The sequence below is a fragment of the Flavobacterium chryseum genome (assembly GCF_004362015.1).
Lineage (GTDB): Bacteria > Bacteroidota > Bacteroidia > Flavobacteriales > Flavobacteriaceae > Flavobacterium.
Genome location: NZ_SNWW01000008.1, coordinates 150523 through 174496, shown reverse-complemented (window position 1 = coordinate 174496; position 23974 = coordinate 150523). Strand labels below are relative to the sequence as shown.

The 23974-nt window shown below is 32.9% G+C and carries 17 protein-coding genes; 10 read left to right on the top strand and 7 right to left on the bottom strand.

What is annotated here, in order from left to right; translation table 11 throughout:
* Positions 1-174: 174 nt before the first annotated feature.
* Complete coding sequence (gene bshC / locus EV143_RS16075; protein ID WP_133508961.1) at positions 175-1764, bottom strand: bacillithiol biosynthesis cysteine-adding enzyme BshC; 1590 nt, start codon at positions 1762-1764, stop codon at positions 175-177.
* Between the two features lie 268 nt (positions 1765-2032).
* On the opposite strand from bshC, the gene EV143_RS16070 reads away from it, so the two are divergent.
* From EV143_RS16070 to EV143_RS16055, 4 genes are all read left to right on the top strand, one after another.
* Complete coding sequence (locus EV143_RS16070; RefSeq protein WP_133508960.1) at positions 2033-3310, top strand: MFS transporter; 1278 nt, start codon at positions 2033-2035, stop codon at positions 3308-3310.
* Between the two features lie 100 nt (positions 3311-3410).
* Entirely contained in the window at positions 3411-3665 is a 255-nt protein-coding gene (locus EV143_RS16065; protein ID WP_133508959.1) for an autorepressor SdpR family transcription factor, read from the top strand.
* A gap of 4 nt (positions 3666-3669) precedes the next feature.
* Positions 3670-4329 carry an SdpI family protein gene (locus EV143_RS16060; protein ID WP_133508958.1) on the top strand — a complete coding sequence of 220 codons (660 nt, stop codon included), beginning with the start codon at positions 3670-3672 and terminating at the stop codon, positions 4327-4329.
* Between the two features lie 18 nt (positions 4330-4347).
* Complete coding sequence (locus EV143_RS16055; protein ID WP_133508957.1) at positions 4348-5721, top strand: alpha/beta hydrolase family protein; 1374 nt, start codon at positions 4348-4350, stop codon at positions 5719-5721.
* 110 nt (positions 5722-5831) lie between these two features.
* Here EV143_RS16055 and EV143_RS16050 read toward each other — a convergent pair whose 3' ends face one another.
* Positions 5832-9860 (bottom strand): Ig-like domain-containing protein, encoded by a 4029-nt coding sequence (locus EV143_RS16050; RefSeq protein ID WP_133508956.1) that lies wholly within the window; start codon positions 9858-9860, stop codon positions 5832-5834.
* A 142-nt stretch (positions 9861-10002) separates the two neighbouring features.
* Here EV143_RS16050 and EV143_RS16045 point away from each other — a divergent pair, with 142 nt between their 5' ends.
* Positions 10003-12207: a B12-binding domain-containing radical SAM protein gene (locus EV143_RS16045; protein WP_133508955.1), complete on the top strand. Its 2205-nt coding sequence runs from the start codon at positions 10003-10005 to the stop codon at positions 12205-12207.
* Positions 12208-12222: 15 nt separating this feature from the next.
* On the opposite strand, the gene EV143_RS16040 is transcribed toward EV143_RS16045, so the two are convergent.
* The 4 genes from EV143_RS16040 to EV143_RS16025 form a co-directional block, all read right to left on the bottom strand.
* On the bottom strand, positions 12223-12753 hold the full coding sequence (locus tag EV143_RS16040; RefSeq protein WP_133508954.1) for a hypothetical protein: 531 nt from the start codon (positions 12751-12753) through the stop codon (positions 12223-12225).
* A gap of 77 nt (positions 12754-12830) precedes the next feature.
* Positions 12831-13595 (bottom strand): MBL fold metallo-hydrolase, encoded by a 765-nt coding sequence (locus EV143_RS16035; protein ID WP_133508953.1) that lies wholly within the window; start codon positions 13593-13595, stop codon positions 12831-12833.
* Between the two features lie 56 nt (positions 13596-13651).
* Positions 13652-14335, bottom strand: a complete 684-nt coding sequence (locus tag EV143_RS16030; RefSeq protein ID WP_133508952.1) for a response regulator transcription factor — start codon at positions 14333-14335, stop codon at positions 13652-13654.
* Positions 14332-15594, bottom strand: a complete 1263-nt coding sequence (locus tag EV143_RS16025) for a sensor histidine kinase (RefSeq protein ID WP_133508951.1) — start codon at positions 15592-15594, stop codon at positions 14332-14334. The genes EV143_RS16030 and EV143_RS16025 overlap by 4 nt, the downstream gene beginning before the upstream one ends.
* A gap of 162 nt (positions 15595-15756) precedes the next feature.
* On the opposite strand from EV143_RS16025, the gene EV143_RS16020 reads away from it, so the two are divergent.
* Together EV143_RS16020 and EV143_RS16015 are read left to right on the top strand one after the other, a co-directional pair.
* Positions 15757-16173 (top strand): DUF1573 domain-containing protein, encoded by a 417-nt coding sequence (locus EV143_RS16020; protein ID WP_133508950.1) that lies wholly within the window; start codon positions 15757-15759, stop codon positions 16171-16173.
* Between the two features lie 176 nt (positions 16174-16349).
* Positions 16350-17930: a L,D-transpeptidase family protein gene (locus EV143_RS16015; RefSeq protein WP_133508949.1), complete on the top strand. Its 1581-nt coding sequence runs from the start codon at positions 16350-16352 to the stop codon at positions 17928-17930.
* A gap of 154 nt (positions 17931-18084) precedes the next feature.
* Here EV143_RS16015 and EV143_RS16010 read toward each other — a convergent pair whose 3' ends face one another.
* Entirely contained in the window at positions 18085-18594 is a 510-nt protein-coding gene (locus EV143_RS16010; RefSeq protein ID WP_133508948.1) for a C40 family peptidase, read from the bottom strand.
* 216 nt (positions 18595-18810) lie between these two features.
* Between EV143_RS16010 and EV143_RS16005 the strand changes: the two genes are divergently transcribed.
* From EV143_RS16005 to bglX, 3 genes are all read left to right on the top strand, one after another.
* A complete protein-coding gene (locus EV143_RS16005; RefSeq protein WP_133508947.1) occupies positions 18811-19905 on the top strand; it encodes an SGNH/GDSL hydrolase family protein in 1095 nt (364 codons plus the stop codon).
* Positions 19895-21274, top strand: a complete 1380-nt coding sequence (locus EV143_RS16000; protein WP_133508946.1) for a sialate O-acetylesterase — start codon at positions 19895-19897, stop codon at positions 21272-21274. Before EV143_RS16005 ends, EV143_RS16000 begins: the two co-directional genes overlap by 11 nt.
* 367 nt (positions 21275-21641) lie before the next feature.
* The gene (gene bglX / locus EV143_RS15995) at positions 21642-23882 is read left to right on the top strand and encodes a beta-glucosidase BglX (RefSeq protein WP_133508945.1); all 2241 of its coding nucleotides are present in this window, start codon (positions 21642-21644) and stop codon (positions 23880-23882) included.
* Positions 23883-23974 lie beyond the last annotated feature (92 nt).

The following is a 23974-nucleotide window of genomic DNA, read 5'->3' as shown; positions in this document are numbered from 1 at the left end:
TTTTTGTTTAAAAGTTACTATTTGGTTTAGAGAGGCAATAATTTCAGAAGAGGCGGTTATTTATTCTGATGATTATTACTTTATTTTTATTTTTTTTGCCATTAATTATACGAATTTTCACGAATTACTTTTTGTATTTTGTGCGAATAAATTTGTGTAAATTCGTGGCAAACTTTATATTGTTATGATATTAAAATTAGTTTCTAATGGTTTTAGTTTTTGGATTAAAAGCGGAATCAATTGTTCTCCTTTTTCTAAATAAAATTCAGAAAAGTTCGTGTGACGTTCCTGTAAACTTTGATTTGGAAACAACTCGCATTGCAAATCTACAACGCGTTGTAATTCATTATCGAGCTTTCGTTTTTGAGCTTTTAATAATCTTTTTTCAAGGTTTTCTAAACCTTTTTTCTGTTTAACTTCTTGTGCTTTAACGGCTCCTGTAAAAGATTTATCAGTTTGTTGCGCTAATTCGTAAAGATATTCAAATTGCTTTTCTAATGTTTCTTTTTGAGGTGTTAAATCAATCGGGAAATCAGATAATTTATGTGTGATCGCATTTATTAAAGCATCAGGTTTAGTAAATAAATCTGCCCAGCTTAAATTTAAATTGTCTGCTTTTTTAGCTTGTTTTTCGGTATTTAAAAGAACAGAATTTCGAACTAAAAGTATTGGGAAAGTAATATTGACAGCATCAAAAAAAGATTTTAATTCTAACCAATAAGCGATTTCTCCGCCTCCGCCAATATAGCATAAATTGGGCAAAATAATTTCCTGATAGAGCGGACGCATAATAACGTTTGGACTAAATTTTTCGGGATTGCTATCTAATAATTTTAGAATTTCTTCTTTAGAAAATGAAGTTCTGGTATTATTTACAATGTACTTATCATTCTCAAAAATAATTCTTTCACGCAAATCATCTTCAATATAAAATAAATTGATTTCGCGTGGATTTACCTGAACGGTATAATCTTTAAGTTGTGAAATCGTTTCCTGAACCGCTTTGAAAGAAGTTTGCTGCTCCAGTTCTTCTTTTATGTAAGGAATAAATGCACGTTTTAAATCTTTATCATCAGCATCCAGAATTACCAAACCATAATTAGCGAATAAGCCATTGGCCAGAAAACGAGTAGCGTCTGCAAGATTATCATGTTTTAAATAAGCATCTTCAAATAACTTTTTCAAAACACTGGCATTCGTACTCGAACCTAATTCTTTAGAATAAATTTCGAAGAATTCAGCTAAACCTTCGGTAGAAAGTCTTCCAACAGGACCTGTACTTTCTTTATTCCATCTGAATTTTTTTCCTTTAAAATTAAAATAATTAATCTCTTCAAAATCATGATCTTCCGTCGCCATCCAATAAATGGGAACAAAATTATACGTTGGATATTTTGATTTTAATTCTTTCGTTAAATTAATCGTTGAAATAATTTTATATAAAAAATACAACGGCCCGCTAAACAAATTTAATTGATGACCGGTTGTAATTGTAAACGTATTTGAAAGTGCTAAAAGCTCAATATTTTGCTTTGTTGCATCAGAAATTTCAATGTTTTGATATTGCCTTTTTAAAGATTCAACCAGAGGAGTTCGGTTGGCGTTATCAAAGTTTGCTTCTTTTTCGGCAATCTGTTTTTCGAAGTTTTCTAAAGTAGGAAAATAATTGTACAGCGGTTTCAATTCTGATTTCTGATCTAAATAATCTTGTATCAATTTAGAAAAATATCCTGAAGTTTGATAGCTGATACAGTCGGTTGGCATAATTTTAAATTTATTTTTGACAGCTGTAAATTTAATCAAAATATACAGTTAAAAACAGTTTTAACGATTGCTTATGATTTGTTTTTTATTTTTATTTTAAAGTTCCTATAATCAAGTTTTTAATGTTGAGTCATTTAATGATATAGAAAATGATAAATACATTATAGTTGTTAAAAACACAGTGGGATATTAAAACTATTTGCTCTAATGCTGTATTATTAATAACGAAATTATATTTTTGTAATTAAAAAAGATATATCTATTTTACATGAACAATAACCCTAATAAGGAGAATTCCTTACGACACGTTTTATTTGGTTCCTTAATTGGTACGACGATCGAATTTTTTGATTTTTACATTTATGCCAATGCTGCAGTATTGGTTTTTCCTCAACTCTTTTTCCCGGGAGCGAGTAGTACAAATTCTACCCTTGAATCTTTGGCTACTTTTTCAATAGCTTTTTTATCCAGACCAATAGGTTCAGCCGTTTTTGGACATTATGGAGATAAAATAGGACGTAAAGTTACTTTGGTAGTTGCGCTGTTAACAATGGGACTGTCGACAATTGCAATAGGTTTTTTACCCGGTTATGCAAGTATTGGTATTGCGGCACCAATTTTATTAATGTTCTGTAGATTTGGCCAGGGAGTTGGTTTAGGAGGAGAATGGGGAGGTGCTGTTTTATTAGCGATCGAAAATGCTCCGCCACATAAACGTGCATGGTACGGAATGTTTCCGCAATTGGGAGCGCCTATAGGATTGTTGCTTTCAGGAGGGACCTTTTTAATATTAACAGATTCTATGACCAGTGAAGCTTTTATGGATTATGGCTGGAGAATTCCCTTTATAGCAAGTTCACTTTTAGTAATAGTTGGATTTTATATTCGTTTAAAAATTAGCGAAACTCCGGCATTTGAAAATTCTAAATTAGAACAAAAAGAAGTTAAAATTCCGTTTTTGACGTTGATAAAATCATATAAAAATCAATTGATTTTTGGTACGTTATCTGCAATTACAACTTTTTTAGTGTTTTATTTAATGACTGTTTTTACACTTAGCTGGGCTACTTCTGATTTAGGTTTTACTAAAAGAGATGGTTTGTTGATACAATTGTTTTCAGTATTGTTTTTTGCTGCTTTTATTCCTGTTTCGGCTGTAGTTGCAGATAAAATTGGTCGCCGGAAAATACTAATTATCACGACATCTGCTATTGCTATATTTGGTTTTTTCTTTTCGTATTTTCTCAATTCAGGAAATCCTGTTTTAGTAACTACTTTTGTTTGTATCGGAATGTCGTTGATGGGATTTACTTATGGTCCGCTCGGGACTTTCTTATCTGAATTGTTTCCTACCACCGTTCGTTATTCCGGTGCTTCTCTGACTTTTAATTTGGCTGGTATTTTAGGTGCGGCATTTGCACCGCTAATAGCAATTTGGCTCGCCACTACTTACGGATTAAACTTTGTAGGTTTTTACCTGACGATTGCAGCTTTGATTTCTCTAGTTTCATTTTTAGTGATTTCTAAGAAAGTGCATCAGTTTTAAAATATTTTAACTTTAATATTAAATGGACAACAATATAATTGTTGTCCATTTTTTTGTGAATTAAAAAAAGTATTTAGATATTTGTCTAAATATATAAATAATGAATGATATTTTTAAAGCATTAAATGATGCAACCCGAAGAGAAATTCTGGAGCTTTTGAAACAGAAGGATATGTCTGCCGGAGAAATTGCAGATGCCTTCAATATTTCGAAGCCTAGTATTTCGCATCATTTAGATATTTTAAAACGTGCCGAATTAATCACTTCTGAAAAAAATGGGCAATTCATCATTTATTCCATTAATACTACCATAATGGAAGATGTTTTGCAATGGATATTAACTTTTAAAAAATAATGAAATGAATTTAACTTTAAAAAAAGAACTTCCCATAATTGGAATTGTTTTGACTCCTTTTGTTTATTTAGCTTTAATTTGGAAAAGTCTTCCTGAAAAGGTTCCGACCCATTGGAATATTGAAGGAAAAATTGACAATTGGGGTGATAGATCTTTGTTAATTCTATTGGTTTTTATGCTACCGGTTTTGATGTATTTAATTACGATTGTCGCTGAAAAGATTGATCCTAAAAAGAGAATCGCCCTGATGGGGAGTAAATTTTATCAACTGAAATTTTTTATGGTTTTGTTTATGTCGTTACTGGCGTTATTTTTTATCTACATCTCAAAAAATCAAAACTTCTCGAGTCCCAATTTGATCTATGTTTTTGTTGGCGTTCTATTAATGGTTTTAGGCAATTATTTTAAAGTGATCCAGCCGAATTATTTTATCGGAATTCGAACACCTTGGACTTTAGAGAATCGTGAAGTTTGGAAAGCTACGCATGTATTTGCAGGTAAAATTTGGTTTTTGGGCGGGATAATTATCGTCTTAGGAGGGTTGGTTTTTCCTGGGTTCACTTTCTCGAAAGCTTTTATTTCCATTGGTGTCACTATAGCACTTGTACCCATAATATACTCGTATTTTAAATTTCAGAACTTAGAGAAAAATAATATTTCATAACGAATTCCTTAAATAAAAATGAAAAAAACAATACTTATTTTAATAATAATTTTAACTTCTTCCATAACGTTCGCACAGGAAATTACAGGACAGTGGAATGGGCTTTTGAAAGTTCCGGGCACTCAATTAAGACTTGCATTTCATATTACGAAAACAGAATCCGGATACTCTTCTACAATGGACAGCCCGGATCAAAAAGCAACAGGAATTCCAGTTGCTAAAACTACTTTTGAAAATGCCGTTTTGAAATTGGATATTGTCGCTATAAAGGGTACCTATGAAGGAACATTGAACAGCGATAATATTATTGTGGGAAAGCTTACGCAATCCGGACAATCATTGGATGTTAATTTATCCAGAGAAAATGTTCAGAAAGAAGTTCGTGTAAGATCCCAAGAACCTCAAAAGCCTTATTCTTATTATACAGAAGACGTAAAATTTGAAAATAAAACAGATCAAGTTACCTTGGCAGGAACACTATCTCTTCCTAAAAAAGAAGGTAATTTTCCGGCTGTCATTTTAATTACTGGAAGTGGGCCTCAAAATAGAGATGAAGAAGTTCTTGGGCATAAATCATTTTTGGTCTTGTCTGATTATTTGACTAAAAAAGGATTTGCTGTATTGCGTTTTGATGATCGCGGAGTTGGCGAATCAACAGGTAATTTTAGTACTGCCGTTTCTACTGACTTTGCAAAAGATGTACAAGCCGGAGTAGACTATATAAAAACCAGAAAAGAAATAAATAAAAACAGAATTGGCTTAATCGGACACAGCGAGGGAGGTTTGATTGCACCGATTGTGGCAGGTAATTCTAAAGATATTGTTTTTATCGTTTTATTGGCAGGACCTGGACTTCGAGGTGATAAAATACTGTTGTTACAAAAAGAATTGATACAAAGACAAAGCGGAGTTTCGGAAGCAGAAATTAAAAAAGATCACGAGATTTTTAAGGGCGCATATGATATTGTTTTAGCTTCTTCCACCAATGACGATATCTTTAAAAATCATATAAATACTTATTTCAAGTCAAAATTTGAAGATCCTACTGATCAGAAAGCAAAAATGGCTACTCTTGCAATTACTTCTAATTGGTATTATAACTTTATAAAATTTGATCCGGTAACTGTTTTAAAAAATGTAAAATGTCCCGTTTTAGCTCTTAACGGAGATAAAGATTTACAAGTTCCGGCCGAAGTTAATACAGAGATCATTAAAAATACTTTAGCAAAAGCTGGAAATAAAAAAGTGACCGTTAAAATTTTACCCAATTTGAATCATTTATTTCAGGAATGTAAAACTGGTTCTCCAGATGAATATGAAACAATAGAACAAACGATTTCTCCAATTGCCTTAGAAGAAATTTCAAATTGGTTTTCAGTTCAAACGAAATAATATAAAATTTTAGAATAAAATTTAACCACGAAGTTCGCTAAGATTTATCCGGATACCAAAGTTTATTGCTTTGCGAATCTTGCGGAATCTTTGCGAACTTCGTGGTTAAATTATCTTTTCAAACTAAAATGCCCTCGATATTCTGTTCCGTTTAATCGGGTAACAGTAAACCAATAATCAGAAGAAGGTTCATTATGACCAATATAAGTTCCGTCCCAAGCCGTATTTGTCGTTAATTCTTTGATGAATTTTCCATAACGGTCAAATATTCGAATGCCAGTATTTGGGGCTAAATATGCAAAATCGATTGTCCACGTATCATTATATCCATCACTATTTGGAGTGAAGAATTTCGGGAACGGAAGTTCATCAAGATAATTAATGCAATCCGCAGTAGTTGCAGGTAAGATTTGAATTTTAACCGCAATTCTGTCACTTTCACAGCCATTAATAGTTTGCGAAGCATAATAGATATTTCCGTTTTCAAGCGGAATTCCTTCTGATAATTCTGGTCTTGTGGCTAAATCATTATACCATATTATGTTTTCTCCATTAATTTTTATGCTTTTTAATGTTGCATTTTGCTGCACACAAAAAGATTGAAAAGCATCAGCAATTGGAGGTTGCGTATCCTGAACTTTTATTGTAATTGCCAATCTTTCACTTTCGCAATTATTAAGCGTTTGAGTAGCGTAATAAATACCATTTTGTAATGTAGTTGTACTTGCCAAACTATTTCCGGCTACAGTAGAATCGTACCATTTGATGGACGTTCCTGTTATTTTAATATCGGCAATAGTTGCATTTTCATCAATGCAGAAAGTTTGCTTGTTGTCTCCAATTGGTAAAGGTGTATCATAAACTCTAACGGTAATTGGAGTTCTCGCACTTTCGCATCCCACAGTTTGAGAAGCATAATAAGTACTATTATCTTGTAATAATATAGTATTTGCCAATGCAGTAGTCGAAGAATTAGAATCGTACCATTTTATATTTTGACCACTAATGGAAATATTATCTAAAGTAGCTTTCTGATTTTTACAAAAAGGTTGATTCGCATTTCCTGTTGGAGCAGGAGGTGTATTTCCAACCGAAACGGTAACGCCAAATCTTTGGCTTTCACAAGTATTTACAGTTTGAGAAGCATAATAGGTTTTACCATTTTGAAGATTTGTTGATATAGCCAAAGGATTTCCATTTAAAGCTGCATCGTACCATTTTATAAGATCTCCATCAACCTGAATATTTGCAATTGTAGGATTTTGTCCGGAGCAAAAAGGTTGGTTTGCATTTCCTGTTGGAGAAGTTGTATTCTGAATATTGATTTTTACAGAAACTCTTTCACTTTCACAACCGTTTACAGTTTGTGAAGCATAATAGGTTATTCCGTTTTGAAGCAAAGTTGTTTTTGGTAATAATGTTCCAGCAATTAAAGCATCATAAAATTGTATGTTTTGACCTGTCGCATTAATATTATCTAAAGTAGCATTTTGCTGAATGCAGAAGCTTTGTGGAGAAATAAGAACAGGAAGTGGCTGACTTGTAATTGTAACAGTTTGGTTTTGTGAAGATATATTACCGTTTCCATCATTATAATTCCATTTGATAGTATAAGTTCCGGGCAAAGTATAAGATAACGCATCTGTAGTTGTACCTGTAATTGCTCCCACACAAACATCTGTTGCTTTTGGAAATGTAGTTATGGTAGTATGACAATCTCCAGTTATGGTTTGTAGAGTTGCAATATCGGGAACTGGTGCTTGAATGTCACCAATTATCACTTCAATATCATATTTTTTTTCACATCCACAATTGTCGCTTGCAGTTAAATGGTAAGTGCCATTATTTGCATTAGAAACATTTGTAATAATCGGATTTTGTAAATTACTTGTAAAACCGTTAGGACCAGTCCATAAATAATTATAATCAGGATCAGCAGAAAAAGTTAATGTACGACCAATACAAACAGGAGAATTACTTGAAGGGTGTACATCAATGTTGCAGTTGGTATCTTCTGAAAACTTCATTAAATAAAAATTTTTACGGCCTAAAATTTCAGGTTGATATGAATTTGAGTCAGCTATTCCATCATTCATTGAAGATGTTCCACCTACTACAATTTCATTATTTTTAATTGTTACTCCAGTTTCGGAATATTGATCAAATCCTCCTGTATAACTTCCCCAAATTAATTCCCCTCCTTTAGAAAATTTTCCAACATATCCTCCAGAATTACCAGTTCTTTTATAAGCACATAAAATTGTTATTGAATTGTCTATTCCTCCATTGCCCCCAATATATAGTGAATTGTTTTTGAATACAAGTGAGTAAATTTTTGTGCTATAACCTAAGTATGATCCCCATAATCTTTGTCCACTTTGATCCAATTTTGCAAAAAAACCTGTTTCGGTATTTAAATTATAATCGTCAAAAGAATTTGGTGTAGCGATACCCATAGAACTTCGTGTTTCTCCGCCTACATATATATTATTTTCATCATCAATTTCGATTGCATTAATTTTTTCCCAAGACTCTCCTCCATAATATGTACTCCATATTCGGTCTCCATTTAGATTTAGTTTAAAAATTATACCATCGTTGGAAAGATTGTATACATAATTAAGATTCTCCTGAAAAACTCCAGGGGTAGAAATATTATCTGCACTGTATGAAAGACCACCAACCACGATAAAGTTTTCACCAACCTTAACCGTTTTAAATTCATCTGTACCTTTGCCACCATATAATTTATTCCAAAGTATATTTCCATTAGGATTAAATTTAGCGATGAAACCATCGCCTATAGGAGTGTCGTGAACATTTTCTGAATGATTGATTGAAAACCGACCCACCATAAAAATATTGTTATTTTTATCAATATCAACATCAAAAGCTTCATCATTATCCTTTTCTCCATAATATGTTGCCCAAAGTCTGGTACCTGTAGGATTAAACTTTACCAAAAATCCGTCATCATAACCACCAAATGTAGAACTGTATGAACCAACAGTGCTAATATTGGTTTTACTATTTGTTTTACCTACAATGATAACATTGTTTTGGTTATCCGTTCTTACTGCGTTTATTTTGTCATATTCTTCACCACCATAATAGCTACTCCATAATTTTCGACCATCTTCCGAAAATTTTACAATTATTCCATCAGTACCCATTTTGTTAGGATTTCCAATTGTAGTTTGATGTGCACCAGAAGTGGCATACGAAGAATTGGAAACAGAAGTTGATCCTACTAAATAATTATTACCTAATAAGTCGGTTGTAATTCCCCCAAATTCATTACCTCCATAATTTTCTTCATCCCCATAAAATGTTCCCCAAAGTCTCGTTGGCACAGGATCAATAATCACAGTTTTTCCATCAACAGAATTTGCCGAATTGAACCCATAAACATCCTTCCGAATCTTTCTATAACCAACAGCAATTTCTTTTTTAGCAGTTCCTTCCTCAATCCAACTCGCAGGTAATGTCTCTTCCATTTTTCCAAAACGAACATTCATTTGGATTTTGTTGTCAACTAAATCTGTTTCAGCACCATTAAATTTTAATTGAATATCAGAGATTTTTCCTTTCGGATGAATGACAAAATTATATTCTACAACTTTTTTTGGATCATTCGGAATCGAAAAAACAACATCAATATATGGGTAAATATTTTTATAGGTAATTTGTTTGTATCGATGGACACCAACAATTCCTTCAGGTTTATTAGGAACATTGTAATAGTTGTCAAAATCTTTTGATTCCTGATCTGTAACTAATTCAACTTTAGAATTCGAGTTAACAAAATCAATATCAATTCTATGAAAAGTATATTCAAGATTATAATCAGGCTGCTCTTCTTTTATATCTTCTTCAGGTACAGGCGGAGCGTTTCTTCCATCATGCGGATTTTTACGAGGTATTTTCTTTACTTCATAAATATCATACGAAAAACCATTCTTCTTTAACTGAACATTGAGTCCATTAGAGTTTAATAGATATTTTACCGAAGGATTTGCTTTTCCTTTCTGATCTATAATCTGACCTTTATTTTCTTTAAAACCAATAGATTGGCTTTTGTTTTGAGAAAACAATTGAATAGTTATTATTAAAAAAAATAAAAGTAATTTTTGTTTCATTTCACTAATTAAGTTGCGACAAATGTAATTAATTATCTACAAAATAAAATCAAAAATTAAAGTTGCATAACACAAAAATAACCTTCAAAATCTTTTCATTAAAAGTCCCTAAATATGCCTTATTTTTGCAAAAACATTTCTTTTGAAAACCAAACTGTTCGTCATAACGCCTCCTTTTACGCAACTGAATACACCATATCCGGCAACTGCGTATATAAAGGGATTTTTAAACACTAAAAATATTGAATCGGTTCAGGCTGATTTAGGTATTGATGTAATTTTGGAATTGTTTTCGAAGAAAGGATTACAGGATTTGTTTCAGGTTTCAAGTTTCAGGTTTGAAGTTCCTAACCCTGAAGTTTCAGATAACTCCAAACGTATTTTTGCTTTACAGGACGAATACATTAAAACAATAAATCCCGTTATTCAGTTTTTGCAGGGAAAAAACCCAACATTGGCGTTACAAATTTGTCAGGAAGATTTTCTGCCTGAAGCTTCTCGTTTTGCGCAATTAGAAGAACTCGATTGGGCTTTCGGAACTATGGGAACCCAAGATAAAGCAAAACATTTAGCGACTTTATATCTCGAAGATATATCTGATTATATTGTAGAATGTGTCGATGAAAATTTTGGTTTTAGCCGATATGCAGAACGCTTAGGCCGAAGCGCCAATTCTTTTGATGAATTGTACAATGCTTTACAACAAAAACCAACCTATATAGATTCGATTCTAATTTCGATTTTAAAAGATAAAATTGAAAAAGTAAATCCAACTTTCTTTTTAATTTCTGTTCCTTTTCCAGGGAATTTATACAGCGCTTTTCGATGTGCACAATGGGTAAAACAGCATCATCCGGAAATTAAAATTTCGATGGGCGGCGGTTTTCCAAATACCGAATTGCGTTCTATTTCTGATGCGAGAGTTTTTGAATTCTTCGATTTTATTACTTTAGATGATGGAGAAGTGCCGATTGAGGAATTAATCTTCAATCTCGAAAATCCAAATTCCAATTCTTATAAAAGAACTTTTCTTTTAGAAAATGGCGAAGTCGTTTATAAAAATAATTCCCTAAAAAACGATTACAAACAATCTTATGTAGGAACGCCTGATTATTCTGATTTGCCTTTGGATAAATACATTTCGGTTATTGAAATCGTAAATCCGATGCACAGAATGTGGAGCGACGGCCGTTGGAATAAGCTCACCATGGCGCATGGCTGTTATTGGGGAAAATGTACTTTCTGCGATATTTCATTAGATTACATTAAAGTATACGAACCAGTTGCCGCCAATTTGCTTTGCGATCGAATGGAAGACATGATGCTTCAAACCGGTCAAAATGGTTTTCATTTTGTTGATGAAGCTGCTCCACCAGCGCTGATGCGTGCTTTAGCACTGGAAATTTTAAGCAGAAAGTTAGCCGTAACATGGTGGACTAATATTCGTTTTGAAAAAAGCTTTTCTAAAGATTTGTGCTTATTGCTAAAAGCTTCCGGCTGTATTGCAGTTTCCGGAGGTTTAGAAGTGGCTTCAGACCGATTATTAAAATTGATCGATAAAGGTGTAACGGTTGAACAAGTAGCAAAAGTTACCCGAAATTTTACCGAAGCCGGAATAATGGTTCATGCGTATTTAATGTACGGATATCCAACTCAGACCATACAGGAAACAGTTGACAGCTTAGAAATGGTTCGCCAGTTATTTGAAGCCGGAATTCTACAATCTGGTTTTTGGCATCAATTTGCAATGACAGCTCACAGTCCGGTTGGTTTGTATCCAGAGAAATTTGGCGTTACAAAAGCAACTGAAGTTATTGGAACTTTTGCCAATAATGATATTGATTATACCGATTCTACCGGAATCAATCACGACAAGTTTAGTTTCGGATTAAAAAAATCACTTTTTAATTTCATGCACGGAATCTGTTTCGACTATGAACTGCAAGACTGGTTCGACTTTAAAATTCCGAAAACAAAAATTGATCCCGATTTTATTTTTAATGCACTCGAGGAAGCAAATGATTTCAATACAAAACCAAATGCCAAAGTAGTTTGGTTGGGTGGAAAACCTTCTGCAGAACATTTTACAAAATCTAAAAAAGGGCAAACCTGGGAAATGATGACTCTTACTTTTCATGATAAAAAAGAAAGTTTTCAAATTCAAACCAATAAAAATGAAGGAGAATGGCTGGTAGAAATCTTAACGAAAATTACGATTTCAAATGCTAAAAATTACACTTTTCAGGAAGTTAAAAATGATTTTGAAACTCAATTAGAGGATTTTGAATTGTTTTGGTATTCTAAACCAATTAATACTTTACGCGAGTTTGGATTATTGGTTTTGTAAATAATTCAAATCGGTTTAATTGTTTTTAGTTACCCAATAATGAAAATCTCTTTCTAAATCATAAGCCATTCTATTTACACTTCTTCTTATAATGAAATAAGGAACTCCTATCATTAGTGACATATGAATTAAAAGAAATGGAACCATAAAGAAGGGAACAGTATTTTCAGCATTAAAAACCATGCTTATAAAGAAAATTGAATAAAAAAGAAGCGCCATAACTATAAAAATAATCATTCTTTTTCTAAAACAAGAAATTTCAGCGTTTATAATTAATTGATTATTTTCCTCAGTTAGTTCTCCTGTAACTTTAGCAAAAGAATAATTCGTATCGAATATTTTCTTCCTCTTTTTTATTTCGAAGATATAATCACCGATATGTCCTTTGTATTCATTTATACTAGATTGAAAAACTTCAAATGGATCGTAATCTAAATTAGATTCATCAACATTATTTCTAAATTTCTGAATAAAGTCAATCTTTGACACTGGTAATTGTATAATGATGTCTTTAGTTAATTTTATTTTTCTTAGAAAATCATTCATTATTTTTGGCTTAATTAGGAAGTCAAATATAATATTTATAATGAACTAAGAATTTGTTTTTCTAAAGTATTTTGGAGTTAGTAACTAACACTTTCCCCATCTTCCGGAATAGAAACTTTCGATAAAAGATTATTCTCTATCAAAGCCAGTCTTAATTCTTCACGGGTAGTTGGGCAATGATTTAAAGCTTCTAAATGATTCGCTAAAACTTGGCTTGGTGCAAGAGCAACAAACTTTAAAATATCATTCATTCTCATCAATAAAGGCTGACCAATGTCAAGTCTTGCAGTTCCGCAAGCCACGACAGCGATTTCAGGTTTAAACTCTACAAGAACTTTTTCTACATGTTCTGTGAAAATAGTATCAGAACTAATATAAATTGATTTTTCATTCGCCAATTCAATATGAAAACCCATTACATTTCCCATCGCTTTAGCAATAAATCCATAACCGTGAATGGCGGGAATTCCAGTAATTTTGCCGTCTAAAAAAGGTTGAGGTTCCCAATAATTCAAAGTTTGAGTAATGTTTAAACCTCTTTTTGTCAGTTGTTTTTCATCTTTTATATTACAAATTACCGGAATGCTTTTTCTTCTTAAAAAAACTTCACCGGCTTTATCAATATGGTCCGGATGCAAATGTGTGATCAAACAATGGGTCACTTTGCTCAAAATATCCCGACTGTTTTTGGGTAAAGCAACAAGCGGATTTCGTTTTGGCTTATATCTAAATATCGTAAAGGGCGGAATCGTTTTTCGTTTTCCTAACATCGGATCAACCAAAATAACATGCAGATCTGTTTCTATAACTAAAGTAGCGTTTCGTAAATGATACAATTTCATATTGGAAGATTTAGATATTAAAAATACGAAATTTTAAAATAGTTATTGTCAAGAAATTACATCTTAAAACGAAAACCAACTCCGTGGATGTTTTCTATAGCAATTTCTTTTTCATTAATTAAGATTTTACGCAGGCGAGAAATAAAAACATCCAAACTGCGTCCCATAAAATAATCATCATTACCCCAAAGCGCCGAAAGAATTTTTTCTCTTTTTAAAACCATATTTTTATTATCAAAAAACAATTTCAAAAGCTCTGCTTCGCGTTGCGTAAGCCCAATTTTTTCATCTTCATTAAAAAGAAAGAAATTTTTATAATCAAATTGATATTTTCCAATTTCATAAAGTGAGTTTTGCGTCAGATTGTTTTTTTGAGATCGCTTTAAGAAGATTTCGATTTTCAATAATAATTCTTCAATACTAAATGGTTTTACCAAATAATCATCGGCACCCAAACGCAACCCTTTAAGGCGATCTTCTTTTAAAGTCTTGGCAGAAAGAAAAATAATCGGAATATCAGTATTGCTTTTTCTTATTTCCGTTGCCAATTCAAAACCATCCATCTTTGGCATCATAATGTCAAAAATGCAAATGTCAAAATCTTCTTCTTTAAAGGCTTCCAGGCCAGATTTTCCATCAGAGCAATGAATGACTTCGTAGTTGTTTTGTTCTAGATTGTCTTTCGTCAGAAACGCTAATGTTTCATCATCTTCGGTATAAAGAATTTTAAAATTTTTCATTTTTTATAAGGAATTGATAAGGTGATAGTAACACCTTCTAGATCATTATTTTGGGCATTTATTTTCCAGTTTTGCAAATTGCAAATTTCTTTTACATAATATAAACCAAGACCAAAGCCATTGACTTCGTTGCTTTTTTCATTTTGAATACGATAGAATTTATCAAAAATAAAAGAAATATTTTTAGGAGAAATTCCGATTCCGTTATCAATAAAAGCCAATTTTAATAGTTGATTTTCTAATACAATTCTAATCGTAATCTCCGGTTTTTTATTGCAATATTTTACAGCATTATCTAATAAATTGTAAACTAAATTAGTAAAATGAAAAACATCTGTTTCGATTTTAATATCTTTTATTTCTGTTTCAATTTTAATATTGGCGTCGGGATATTTTAAAAGAATATTTTCAATAGTTTCCTCAATAATCGGAACAATCAAAACCGACTCTTTCTTTAGTTCTAATGTTTTATAATCAGATTTTGCCACATTTAAAATTTTCTCAATATGATGGTTTAATTTATGGCTTTGTTTAATGATAATATCGGTATAAGTATGAAGCTTTTTGTCTTCCTTAATAACATTCTGTTCAATTAAATATTTGGAAGCAATTAAAATCGAAGACAAAGGCGTTTTAAATTCATGCGTCATATTATTAATAAAATCACGTTGCAACTCCGAGTATTTTTTTTGCTGTAAAAGCGTAAAAATCGAATAGACATAAATTAGCAAAATAAGAATGAGTACAATGGAAAGGACAAACCAAAAACGCATTGAACTAAATAAATAAGTAGTTTCATTGGGAAAACGAACCGCAAAATAATACACCAGGTTTTTATGCTTCGGGAAATAAACCGATTGCTTGTCTCTTCCTTTTTCTGATAATGAAATATAATTTCCATAAACCATTTCGTCGCTCTGACAATTGTACATGGCATATTCAAAATCAGTTGTGATATTCATTTTCTTGAATTCTGTTTTCAGATAAAATTCTAAAATATCAGGTTCAAAGTCATTATCAACATTTACGATATAATAATCATTCGCTATTTTTTGAACAGGATTTTGTGCCGGCAACTCGTGGTTTGTGCCTTCATACAATTTTTTGGCAACTTCAAGTAAAGCAATATGGGTTTTCTGACTCAGCTTTTTTTGCTCTAAAGTAAACGCTTCTTTTGTCCAAAGTAGTTGCGCCACCAAGATACTTATGATTGCAATGAGTCCTAAAAGAATGATACTATTGAGTCTGTTAATTTTCAAAAATAGGGCGTTTAGATAGTGTAATATAGTCAAAATTTAAAATAAAAACACCCGTTAACAAGTCGTTAACAAACATTTGATACCGCTTAACAGCGAATCGATTTTAACTCAATTACTTTTGGTATAGAAAATTTAACTATAAACCATTAAAATAAATTGACTATGAAAATTATTAAAATTTCGATGTTAGCTCTTGCTTTAGGATTAATGTCTTTTTCGGCAATAGCGCCAGTTAAAACATTAGTTTGCAAAAATGAAAACACAACAATTACTGCATCAACAATAGTTTGGAAAGCAGAAACAGTTGATGTTGGTGAAATTCCGCAAGGAACACCAAAAGCAATTGTTTATGAATTTAAAAATACAGGAAAAACGGCAGTTGTAATCACAACAGTTCAGGGATCTTGTGGTTGTACAGCAACAGATTATACAAAAGAGCCAATTTTGCCTGGTAAATCGGCAAAAATAACGGCTACCTATAATGCAGCAAATAAAGGTGCTTTTACTAAAACAGTTACTGTAACAACAAGCGCTGAAACTGCGCCAAAAATTTTGACTTTAAAAGGTACGGTTATTTAAATAAAAAGGTTGATTATAAAGGGGAGAACTCCAGGTATGTAATGTATCTGGAGTTTTTTTTGTTTGTTATTTAAATGAAATTCGACTAAAAATCCTGTTAGTAATTATGTGATTAATTTTTGCTCCGGCAACTTAAATTATATTAAAACTTTTCTACTTTTATTAAAAATAATTTTATGAAATTTTTGTATTCGCTTACTGCTTTTATTGCTCTTTTTATTGCTGTCTCATGCAATTCTAAATCTGAAAAGAATGAAGAAAATTTAAAAAACAATCCTAAAAAAGAAGCTCCTGAACTTAAGATTCATATTGATAGTGCTGCTATTGCGGCTTTTTACGAAACCTATCCTAAATTGAATAAATTTCAAAATGATGTTTTGTCATTATACAAGAAAAAAAAATCTACCCAATTATGGTTGGATAATAAAGGAGTTGTAGAATTTGGAAATACTTTATTTAATAAATACAGAGGTTTAGAAGAAGAAGGTTTAAAAGCCAACTTTCCGTATAACGGAAAAATCACGCCTATTTTTGAACGTGTTTCTGATAATAAATTATCACAAATTACTACTGATTTGATGATAACCAATTTATATTTCTATTACGTTCAGAAAGTATCAGGCGTAGATGAAAAAACAACAATTTCTTTAGAATGGCTTTTACCCCGAAAAAAACTAAATTATCAGGTTTTTTCAGATTCAATCTTTGAAAAATCTACGATAAGCGATGACAAAAAGAGCAAAATGTTCAGTCAGTATTACAAACTTCGTGATGCGCTTCGTCAATACAGAGAAATCGAGAAAAAAGGCGGATGGAAAAATATCGAAGTAGGAGATGATTTTAAAAGTTTACAAAAAGGCGATTCTGCACTTGCTATTGCACAAATTAGAGAACGACTATTTATAACCGGAGAACTTAAAGAAAACAATAAAAGTTTGGTCTATGACGATATTTTAGTTGATGGCGTTAAAAATTTCCAATCGCATAACGGAAATATCGTAAACGGAAAAATTACATCTGAACATATTCAGGAAATGAATGTTCCGGTTTCTGACAGAATTAAAACGATTATTGCCAATATGGAACGTTGCAGATGGATTGATCCTGAACTCGAAAAAGGAAAAGAATTTATAGAAGTTAATATTCCGGAATTCAAATTATATTTAATCCGTGATCGTGAAATTGCCTTTACTTCACCAGTCGTGGTTGGAAAAGCAATGACAAAAACCGTTATTTTTAGCGGAATGATGAATAATATTGTTTTTAGCCCGTATTGGAATGTTCCCACAAGTATCATTAATAAAGAGATCAAACCCGGAATGGCTAAGAATAAAAATTACCTTGCACAAAAAAATCTCGAATGGAATAACGGTGCAGTGCGACAACTTCCCGGAAAAAATAATTCACTTGGTTTGGTGAAGTTTTTATTTCCAAACTCAAATAATATTTATTTACATGATACTCCTGCAAAAAGTTTGTTCGAAAGAGAAAGCAGAGCTTTTAGTCATGGTTGTGTGCGCGTTGCGAAACCAAGAGAATTGGCCATTGAACTTTTAAAACAAGATCCAAGATGGACACCGGCAAAAATTGATAAAGCCATGCATGCAGGTAAAGAAAGCTGGTGTACGCTAAAAAAGAAAGTGCCCGTTTATATTGGATATTTTACCGCTTGGGTAGATAGAAAGGGACAGTTGAATTTTTATAAAGATGTTTACCAAAGAGATGAAAGTCTGATAAAACTACTTACAGAAGAATAAGTTATAAAAAGGTTTGCCGCCTAATTTTCACGCAGATTAAAGCAGATTTTAATTAGATTTTAATTAGATTTTTTTTTAATAAATCTGCGCACATCTGCTTAAATCTTTTTAAATCTGCGTGAAAAAATCAATAAAATCATTATTAATAAAAAAACTATTTAGACAAGACATCAATACATTTATAAAAACGATTGGTATAATGTTCTGTACCTAAAGAAGTAATCGTAACACTATTTACTTTTCCCGAAGAAGCATGTATAAATTTGGACTGCATTCCGTTGGCCTCGCAAATAATGCCAAGATGACCAACAACAGTTCTGTCTTTGTAGCCGTAAAAAACCAAAATATCTCCAACTTTAAAATCTTCAGGATTTAATGAAGTTCCCAAATCTTTATAACTGCTGGAACTTCTTGGTAAATTTACGTTGAAATTTTTAAAAACATAACTCACAAATCCCGAACAGTCAAATCCTTTTTTCGGATCACTTCCGGCATACAGATAAGGAGTTCCTAAATAATTTTTAGCGTAACTAACAATAGAATCGCGGTCAATTTTAGATGATGTTTTGTGAATTTGATGAACTATTGGTTTGTTTTCTTTTTCGCAGGTGAAAGAAGAAAGCAAAAAAGCTGTTGCAGTTAATATGTAAAGAGTCAGTTTCATTTTTGAGGCAAATCAAAGATTAATTTTTTAAAGATAGTTTGTTGCTTTTGAAAATCAAAGGAATACTTGCTATTGACTTATAAGAATGATACTATAACGTAAAACGAGTTTAATTATTCTGGTGTTTTTTTATTGCTTTTTGATGTTTTAGTATCTTTTTTGAAAATATTTTTCAGATATATTTGTGAATCACATTAAGATTTTAACGAATAAATTATGTTTCCAAAAAAAATAGCACTTTTAATTTTGTTTTTGTTGATTTCGGTTGTTTCGAAAGCTCAAAACAAAACAGATAAATTTCTTTATGAAGGCCGCATCGAAAAACTCCAGAACAATGCTGTTGTTTTAATCGGAACAGCTTCTTCGGTTTCATTCAATTTTATAGGGAATAAATGCGCGATTTCATTGCAAAGTGTTGATTCTTGGGAACATCATAATTATGTTTCCTTAGTTTTGGATGGAAAATATATTGGAAAACTACGAATTGAAAAAGGTGCAGTACAATCATTTCCAATAAAAGTAACTTCCAATAAAAAAGTTCATAATTTAACTATTTATAAAACTACAGAAGCCCACAGCGGTGGAATTTTTTTCTACGGAACAACAGCAAAACTAACTTCGATTTCGTCGAAAAAGAAAAAGAAAATCGAATTTATTGGAGATTCAATTACCTGTGGCGCGGCGAGCGATCCGTCAGATGTTCCCTGCGATAAAGGAGAATATTTTGATCATCACAACGGATACTACGCATATGGTCCAATACTTTCCAGAAAAATTGATGTTGACTATTTAATGAGTTCAGTTTCAGGAATTGGAATGTATCGAAACTGGAACGATGAAAATAAAGACGAAGCTATAATGCCGGAAGTATATGAGAATTTATATTTAACAAAAGATCCATCAAAACCAAAATATGATTTTGCATTTCAGCCTGATATTATCAGTATTGCTTTAGGAACCAATGATTTTTCTGGCGGAGATGGAAAAAAAGAGCGTTTGCCTTTTAACGCAGAAAAATATGTTTCGAATTACATCAACTTCATTAAAATGTTGTACAAACACAATCCGAAAGCACAAATAGTAATAACCAACAGCCCAATGGTAAATGGAGAAAGAGCCGTGGTTTTTGAAGATTGTTTAAATAAAGTAAAAAGCGCTTTCACGGAAGATAAAAGGCATAAACCAATTCAGATTTTTAAGTTTAAACAAATGACACCAAAAGGTTGTTCAGGGCATCCTGATGTGTCAGATCATAAAATTTTAGCCGCTGAATATGGTCCATTTTTAAAAAAGCTCTTAAATGAAAAATAATATATTTAAGTTTGTTTTCTTTCTATTGATTTCCAATACTATGATGGCAAACGTTACCCTTCCGAATATTTTTGGCGATAATATGGTTTTGCAACGCAATTCTGAAGTAAAAATTTGGGGTTGGGCAAATCCAAAAGAAGAAATCAAATTGGTTTCAAGCTGGAACAATCAGGAATATAAAGTCGTAGCCAACAATCAGGCGCAGTGGGAACTTCATATAAAAACTCCCGAAGCGGGCGGGCCTTACAGTATTTCGATAAAAGGATATAATGAAGTTATCCTAAAAAATATTTTGATTGGTGAAGTTTGGGTTTGTTCCGGACAATCCAACATGGAAATGTCGGTAAGTTGGGGAATCGAGAATGGTGAAGAAGAAATGAAGAATGCTACAAATCCTAACATTCGATTTTTTACCGTTCCGAAATTAACTGCTACAACACCTCAGAATAATTTACTCGGAAATTGGGTTGAATCAACTCCGGAAACCATGAAAAACTTCAGCGCAATTGGCTATTTTTTCGCCAAACGTTTGCAAGAAGATTTAAAAAATGTCCCAATCGGATTAATTTCATCCAATTGGGGCGGAACTCCTGCTGAAATCTGGATGCCGGAAGAGGTAGTTCAAAACGATGCGGTTTTATTAGAAAATGCTAAAAAACTCAACGAACAAGAATACGGGCCACGCCAGCCCGGGCGTGCATATAACGCGATGATTTATCCTTTTGCTGGTTTTAAAATTGCCGGAACATTATGGTATCAGGGCGAATCGAATGTGGGTTCTTTAGTTTATGATAAAACGTTGTCGGCGTTGATTAATTCCTGGAGAAAAGTTTGGAACGACGAATTTCCTTTTTACTTTGTTCAGATCGCACCTTATAAAACCGGAAGCAATAATTTCTCAAATGTAACAGTGCGAAATTCGCAGCGAAAAATTTTAAAAGAAGTTCCAAAAACGGGAATGGTTTTGACTTCTGATATTTCAGATACGATTGATATTCATCCAAAAAATAAAAAATCAGTTGGAATTCGTTTGGCAAATCTGGCTTTGGCTGATACTTATAAAGTCAATTCTAATTTGGTAAACGGCCCAATTTTTAAAGATGTAAAGATTGATAAAAACAAAGCAATCGTTTCGTTTGATTATGCCGACGGATTGTACTTTAAAAACAAAACATCGAATCAATTTGAGATGGCCGGAGCTGATGGAGTTTATTATCCGGCAGAAGCTTCGATAAAAAATAATCAGGTGATTTTGACGAGTAAAAAAGGAGCGACTCCTGTAAAAGTGAGATTTGCATGGGGAAATACAATACAATCTGATTTGTTTAATAAAGCAAATTTGCCGGCTTCTTGTTTTATAACGGAGTAATTAGATTTTAGATTTTAGATTTTTCGCATTTTGTGTCATTTCGACGGAGGAGAAATCACATCCAGAGAGCAACGAACCGTAAATCCGTTATATGATTTCTCCTCCGTCGAAATGCCAAGATTGTGTTTAAAAACGAAAAGTTCTTGTAAGACCCTTTGCGTGAGGGATAGCAGTGGAAAGCCCACAGCCTGACGAAGGAAGTGCGAGGACTTGAAACGGATAGCCCGACCCGGAGGGACACGCCCAAACTAAAACTTAGCAACTTAGCAACTTAGTAACTCAGAACCTAAAAAAAAACTATCTAACCAAATGAAAAATAAAAAAATAATAACAATTGGGGTTTTTTGCCCTGTTTACTGTTGGAAATATGAATGCACAAAAAAAACCGTATCTGGATAAAAATAAAACTGTTGAGCAAAGAATTAATTTGCTTTTGCCTCTTATGACTTTAGAGGAAAAAGTCGGACAAATGAATCAGTACAACGGATTTTGGGATGTAACGGGACCGGCTCCTAAAGGTGGAACCGCAGAATTGAAATACGAGCATTTACGAAAAGGATTAGTGGGATCAATGTTAACGGTTCGGGGCGTTAAAGAAGTTCGTTCTGTACAGAAAATTGCAGTTGAAGAAACGAGATTGGGAATTCCGTTGATTATTGGTTTTGATGTCATTCACGGTTATAAAACGCTAAGTCCGATTCCGCTGGCAGAAGCAGCGAGTTGGGATTTAGAAGCCATTAAAAAATCGGCGGCAATTGCGGCAGATGAAGCTTCTGCATCTGGAATAAACTGGACTTTTGGTCCAAATGTAGATGTTGCAAACGATGCACGTTGGGGTCGTGTAATGGAAGGTGCAGGAGAAGATCCGTATTTGGGAAGTAAAATTGCAACCGCCAGAGTTCACGGTTTTCAGGGTGAAACCATTGCAGATTTGCAAAAAGTAAACACGATTGCAGCTTGCGCGAAACACTTTGCGGCGTATGGTTACGTTGAAGCCGGACTGGAATATAATATTGTAGATATTAGCAATGCTAAATTGTATAATTCGGTTTTGCCACCATTTGAGGCAACGCTTCAGGCTGGAGTTAGAACTTTTATGAATTCGTTTAATACTTTGAACGGTGTTCCGGCAACCGGAAATGTTTTTCTGCAAAGAGATATTCTAAAAGGAAAATGGAAGTTTGATGGATTTGTTGTTTCTGATTATGCCTCGATTCGGGAAATGATTGCACACGGATATGCAAAGGACGAAGCAGAAGCAACTGCAAAAGCAGTACTTGCAGGTTCTGACATGGATATGGAATCGTATTTGTATGTGGCAAAATTAGCGGCTTTGGTTAAAGAAGGGAAAGTAAAAGAAGCTTTGGTTGATGATGCTGTTCGAAGAATTCTTCGTGTGAAATTTGAATTAGGTTTATTTGATGATCCGTACCGATATTGCGATGAAAAACGCGAAAAAGAAGTTGTGGGAAGTAAAGCCAATAATGAAGGCGTTTTGGATATGGCGAAAAAATCTATCGTTCTGTTAAAGAATGAAAAGAATTTGCTTCCGCTGAAAAAATCCGGACAAAAAATTGCTTTGATTGGCGCTTTGGCAAATGATAAAAATAGTCCGCTCGGAAGTTGGAGAATTGCTGCTGATGACAATACAGCCGTTTCGGTTTTAGAAGGAATGCAGCAATACAAAGACAATCAATTGGTTTTTGAAAAAGGTGTCGATTTACTATCTCAAAAAGCTACTTTCTTGACTGAAACTGTTTTCAACACAACAGACAAAAGCGGATTTGAAGCTGCAAAAACAGCCGCAAAAAATGCAGATGTTGTCGTAATGGTTTTGGGTGAATATGGTTTTCAAAGCGGCGAGGGAAGAAGCAGAACCGATCTTAATTTGCCGGGATTACAACAGGAATTACTAGAAGAAATTTATAAAGTGAATCCAAATATTGTTTTGGTTTTAAATAACGGTCGTCCGTTAAGTATTCCATGGGCTGCAGAAAAAATTCCGGCAATTGTAGAAGCCTGGCAATTAGGAACACAAACCGGAAATGCGGTTGCACAGGTTTTATACGGCGATTATAACCCAAGTGGAAAATTGCCAATGTCTTTCCCTAGAAATGTGGGTCAGGTTCCGATTTACTATAATAAATACAGTACAGGAAGACCGGTTGACAGCGATAAAAACGTTTTCTGGTCGCATTATATGGATGTGGAAAAAACACCGCAATTTCCGTTTGGTTTTGGATTGAGCTATACTAAATTTGATTATAAAGACTTGAAGCTAAATAAAACTTCTTTTGCAAAGGGAGAAAAAGTGCAGGTTAGTGTTGCCGTTACCAACTCAGGAAATTATGACGGAAAAGAAGTTGTGCAGTTATATATTCATGATGAATTCGCAAGTATTGTTCGACCAATTAAAGAATTGAAAGGTTTTGAATTGGTAAACCTGAAAAAAGGCGAAACGAAAACCGTAACTTTTACCTTAACAGATAAGGAACTCGGTTTTTATGATAATGAAGGTAATTATTTAGTGGAGCCCGGAACTTTTAAAATCATGGTTGGAGGAAGTTCTGATAAAGGATTGGAAAGTGGTTTTGAGATAAAAGAGTAGAAGTATTTAATCTCGCAAAGGCGCAGAGTCGCAAAGTTTTTTTTAAATATTTCTCTCGCAGATTTTACAGATTCGGCAGATTTCTTTATCTC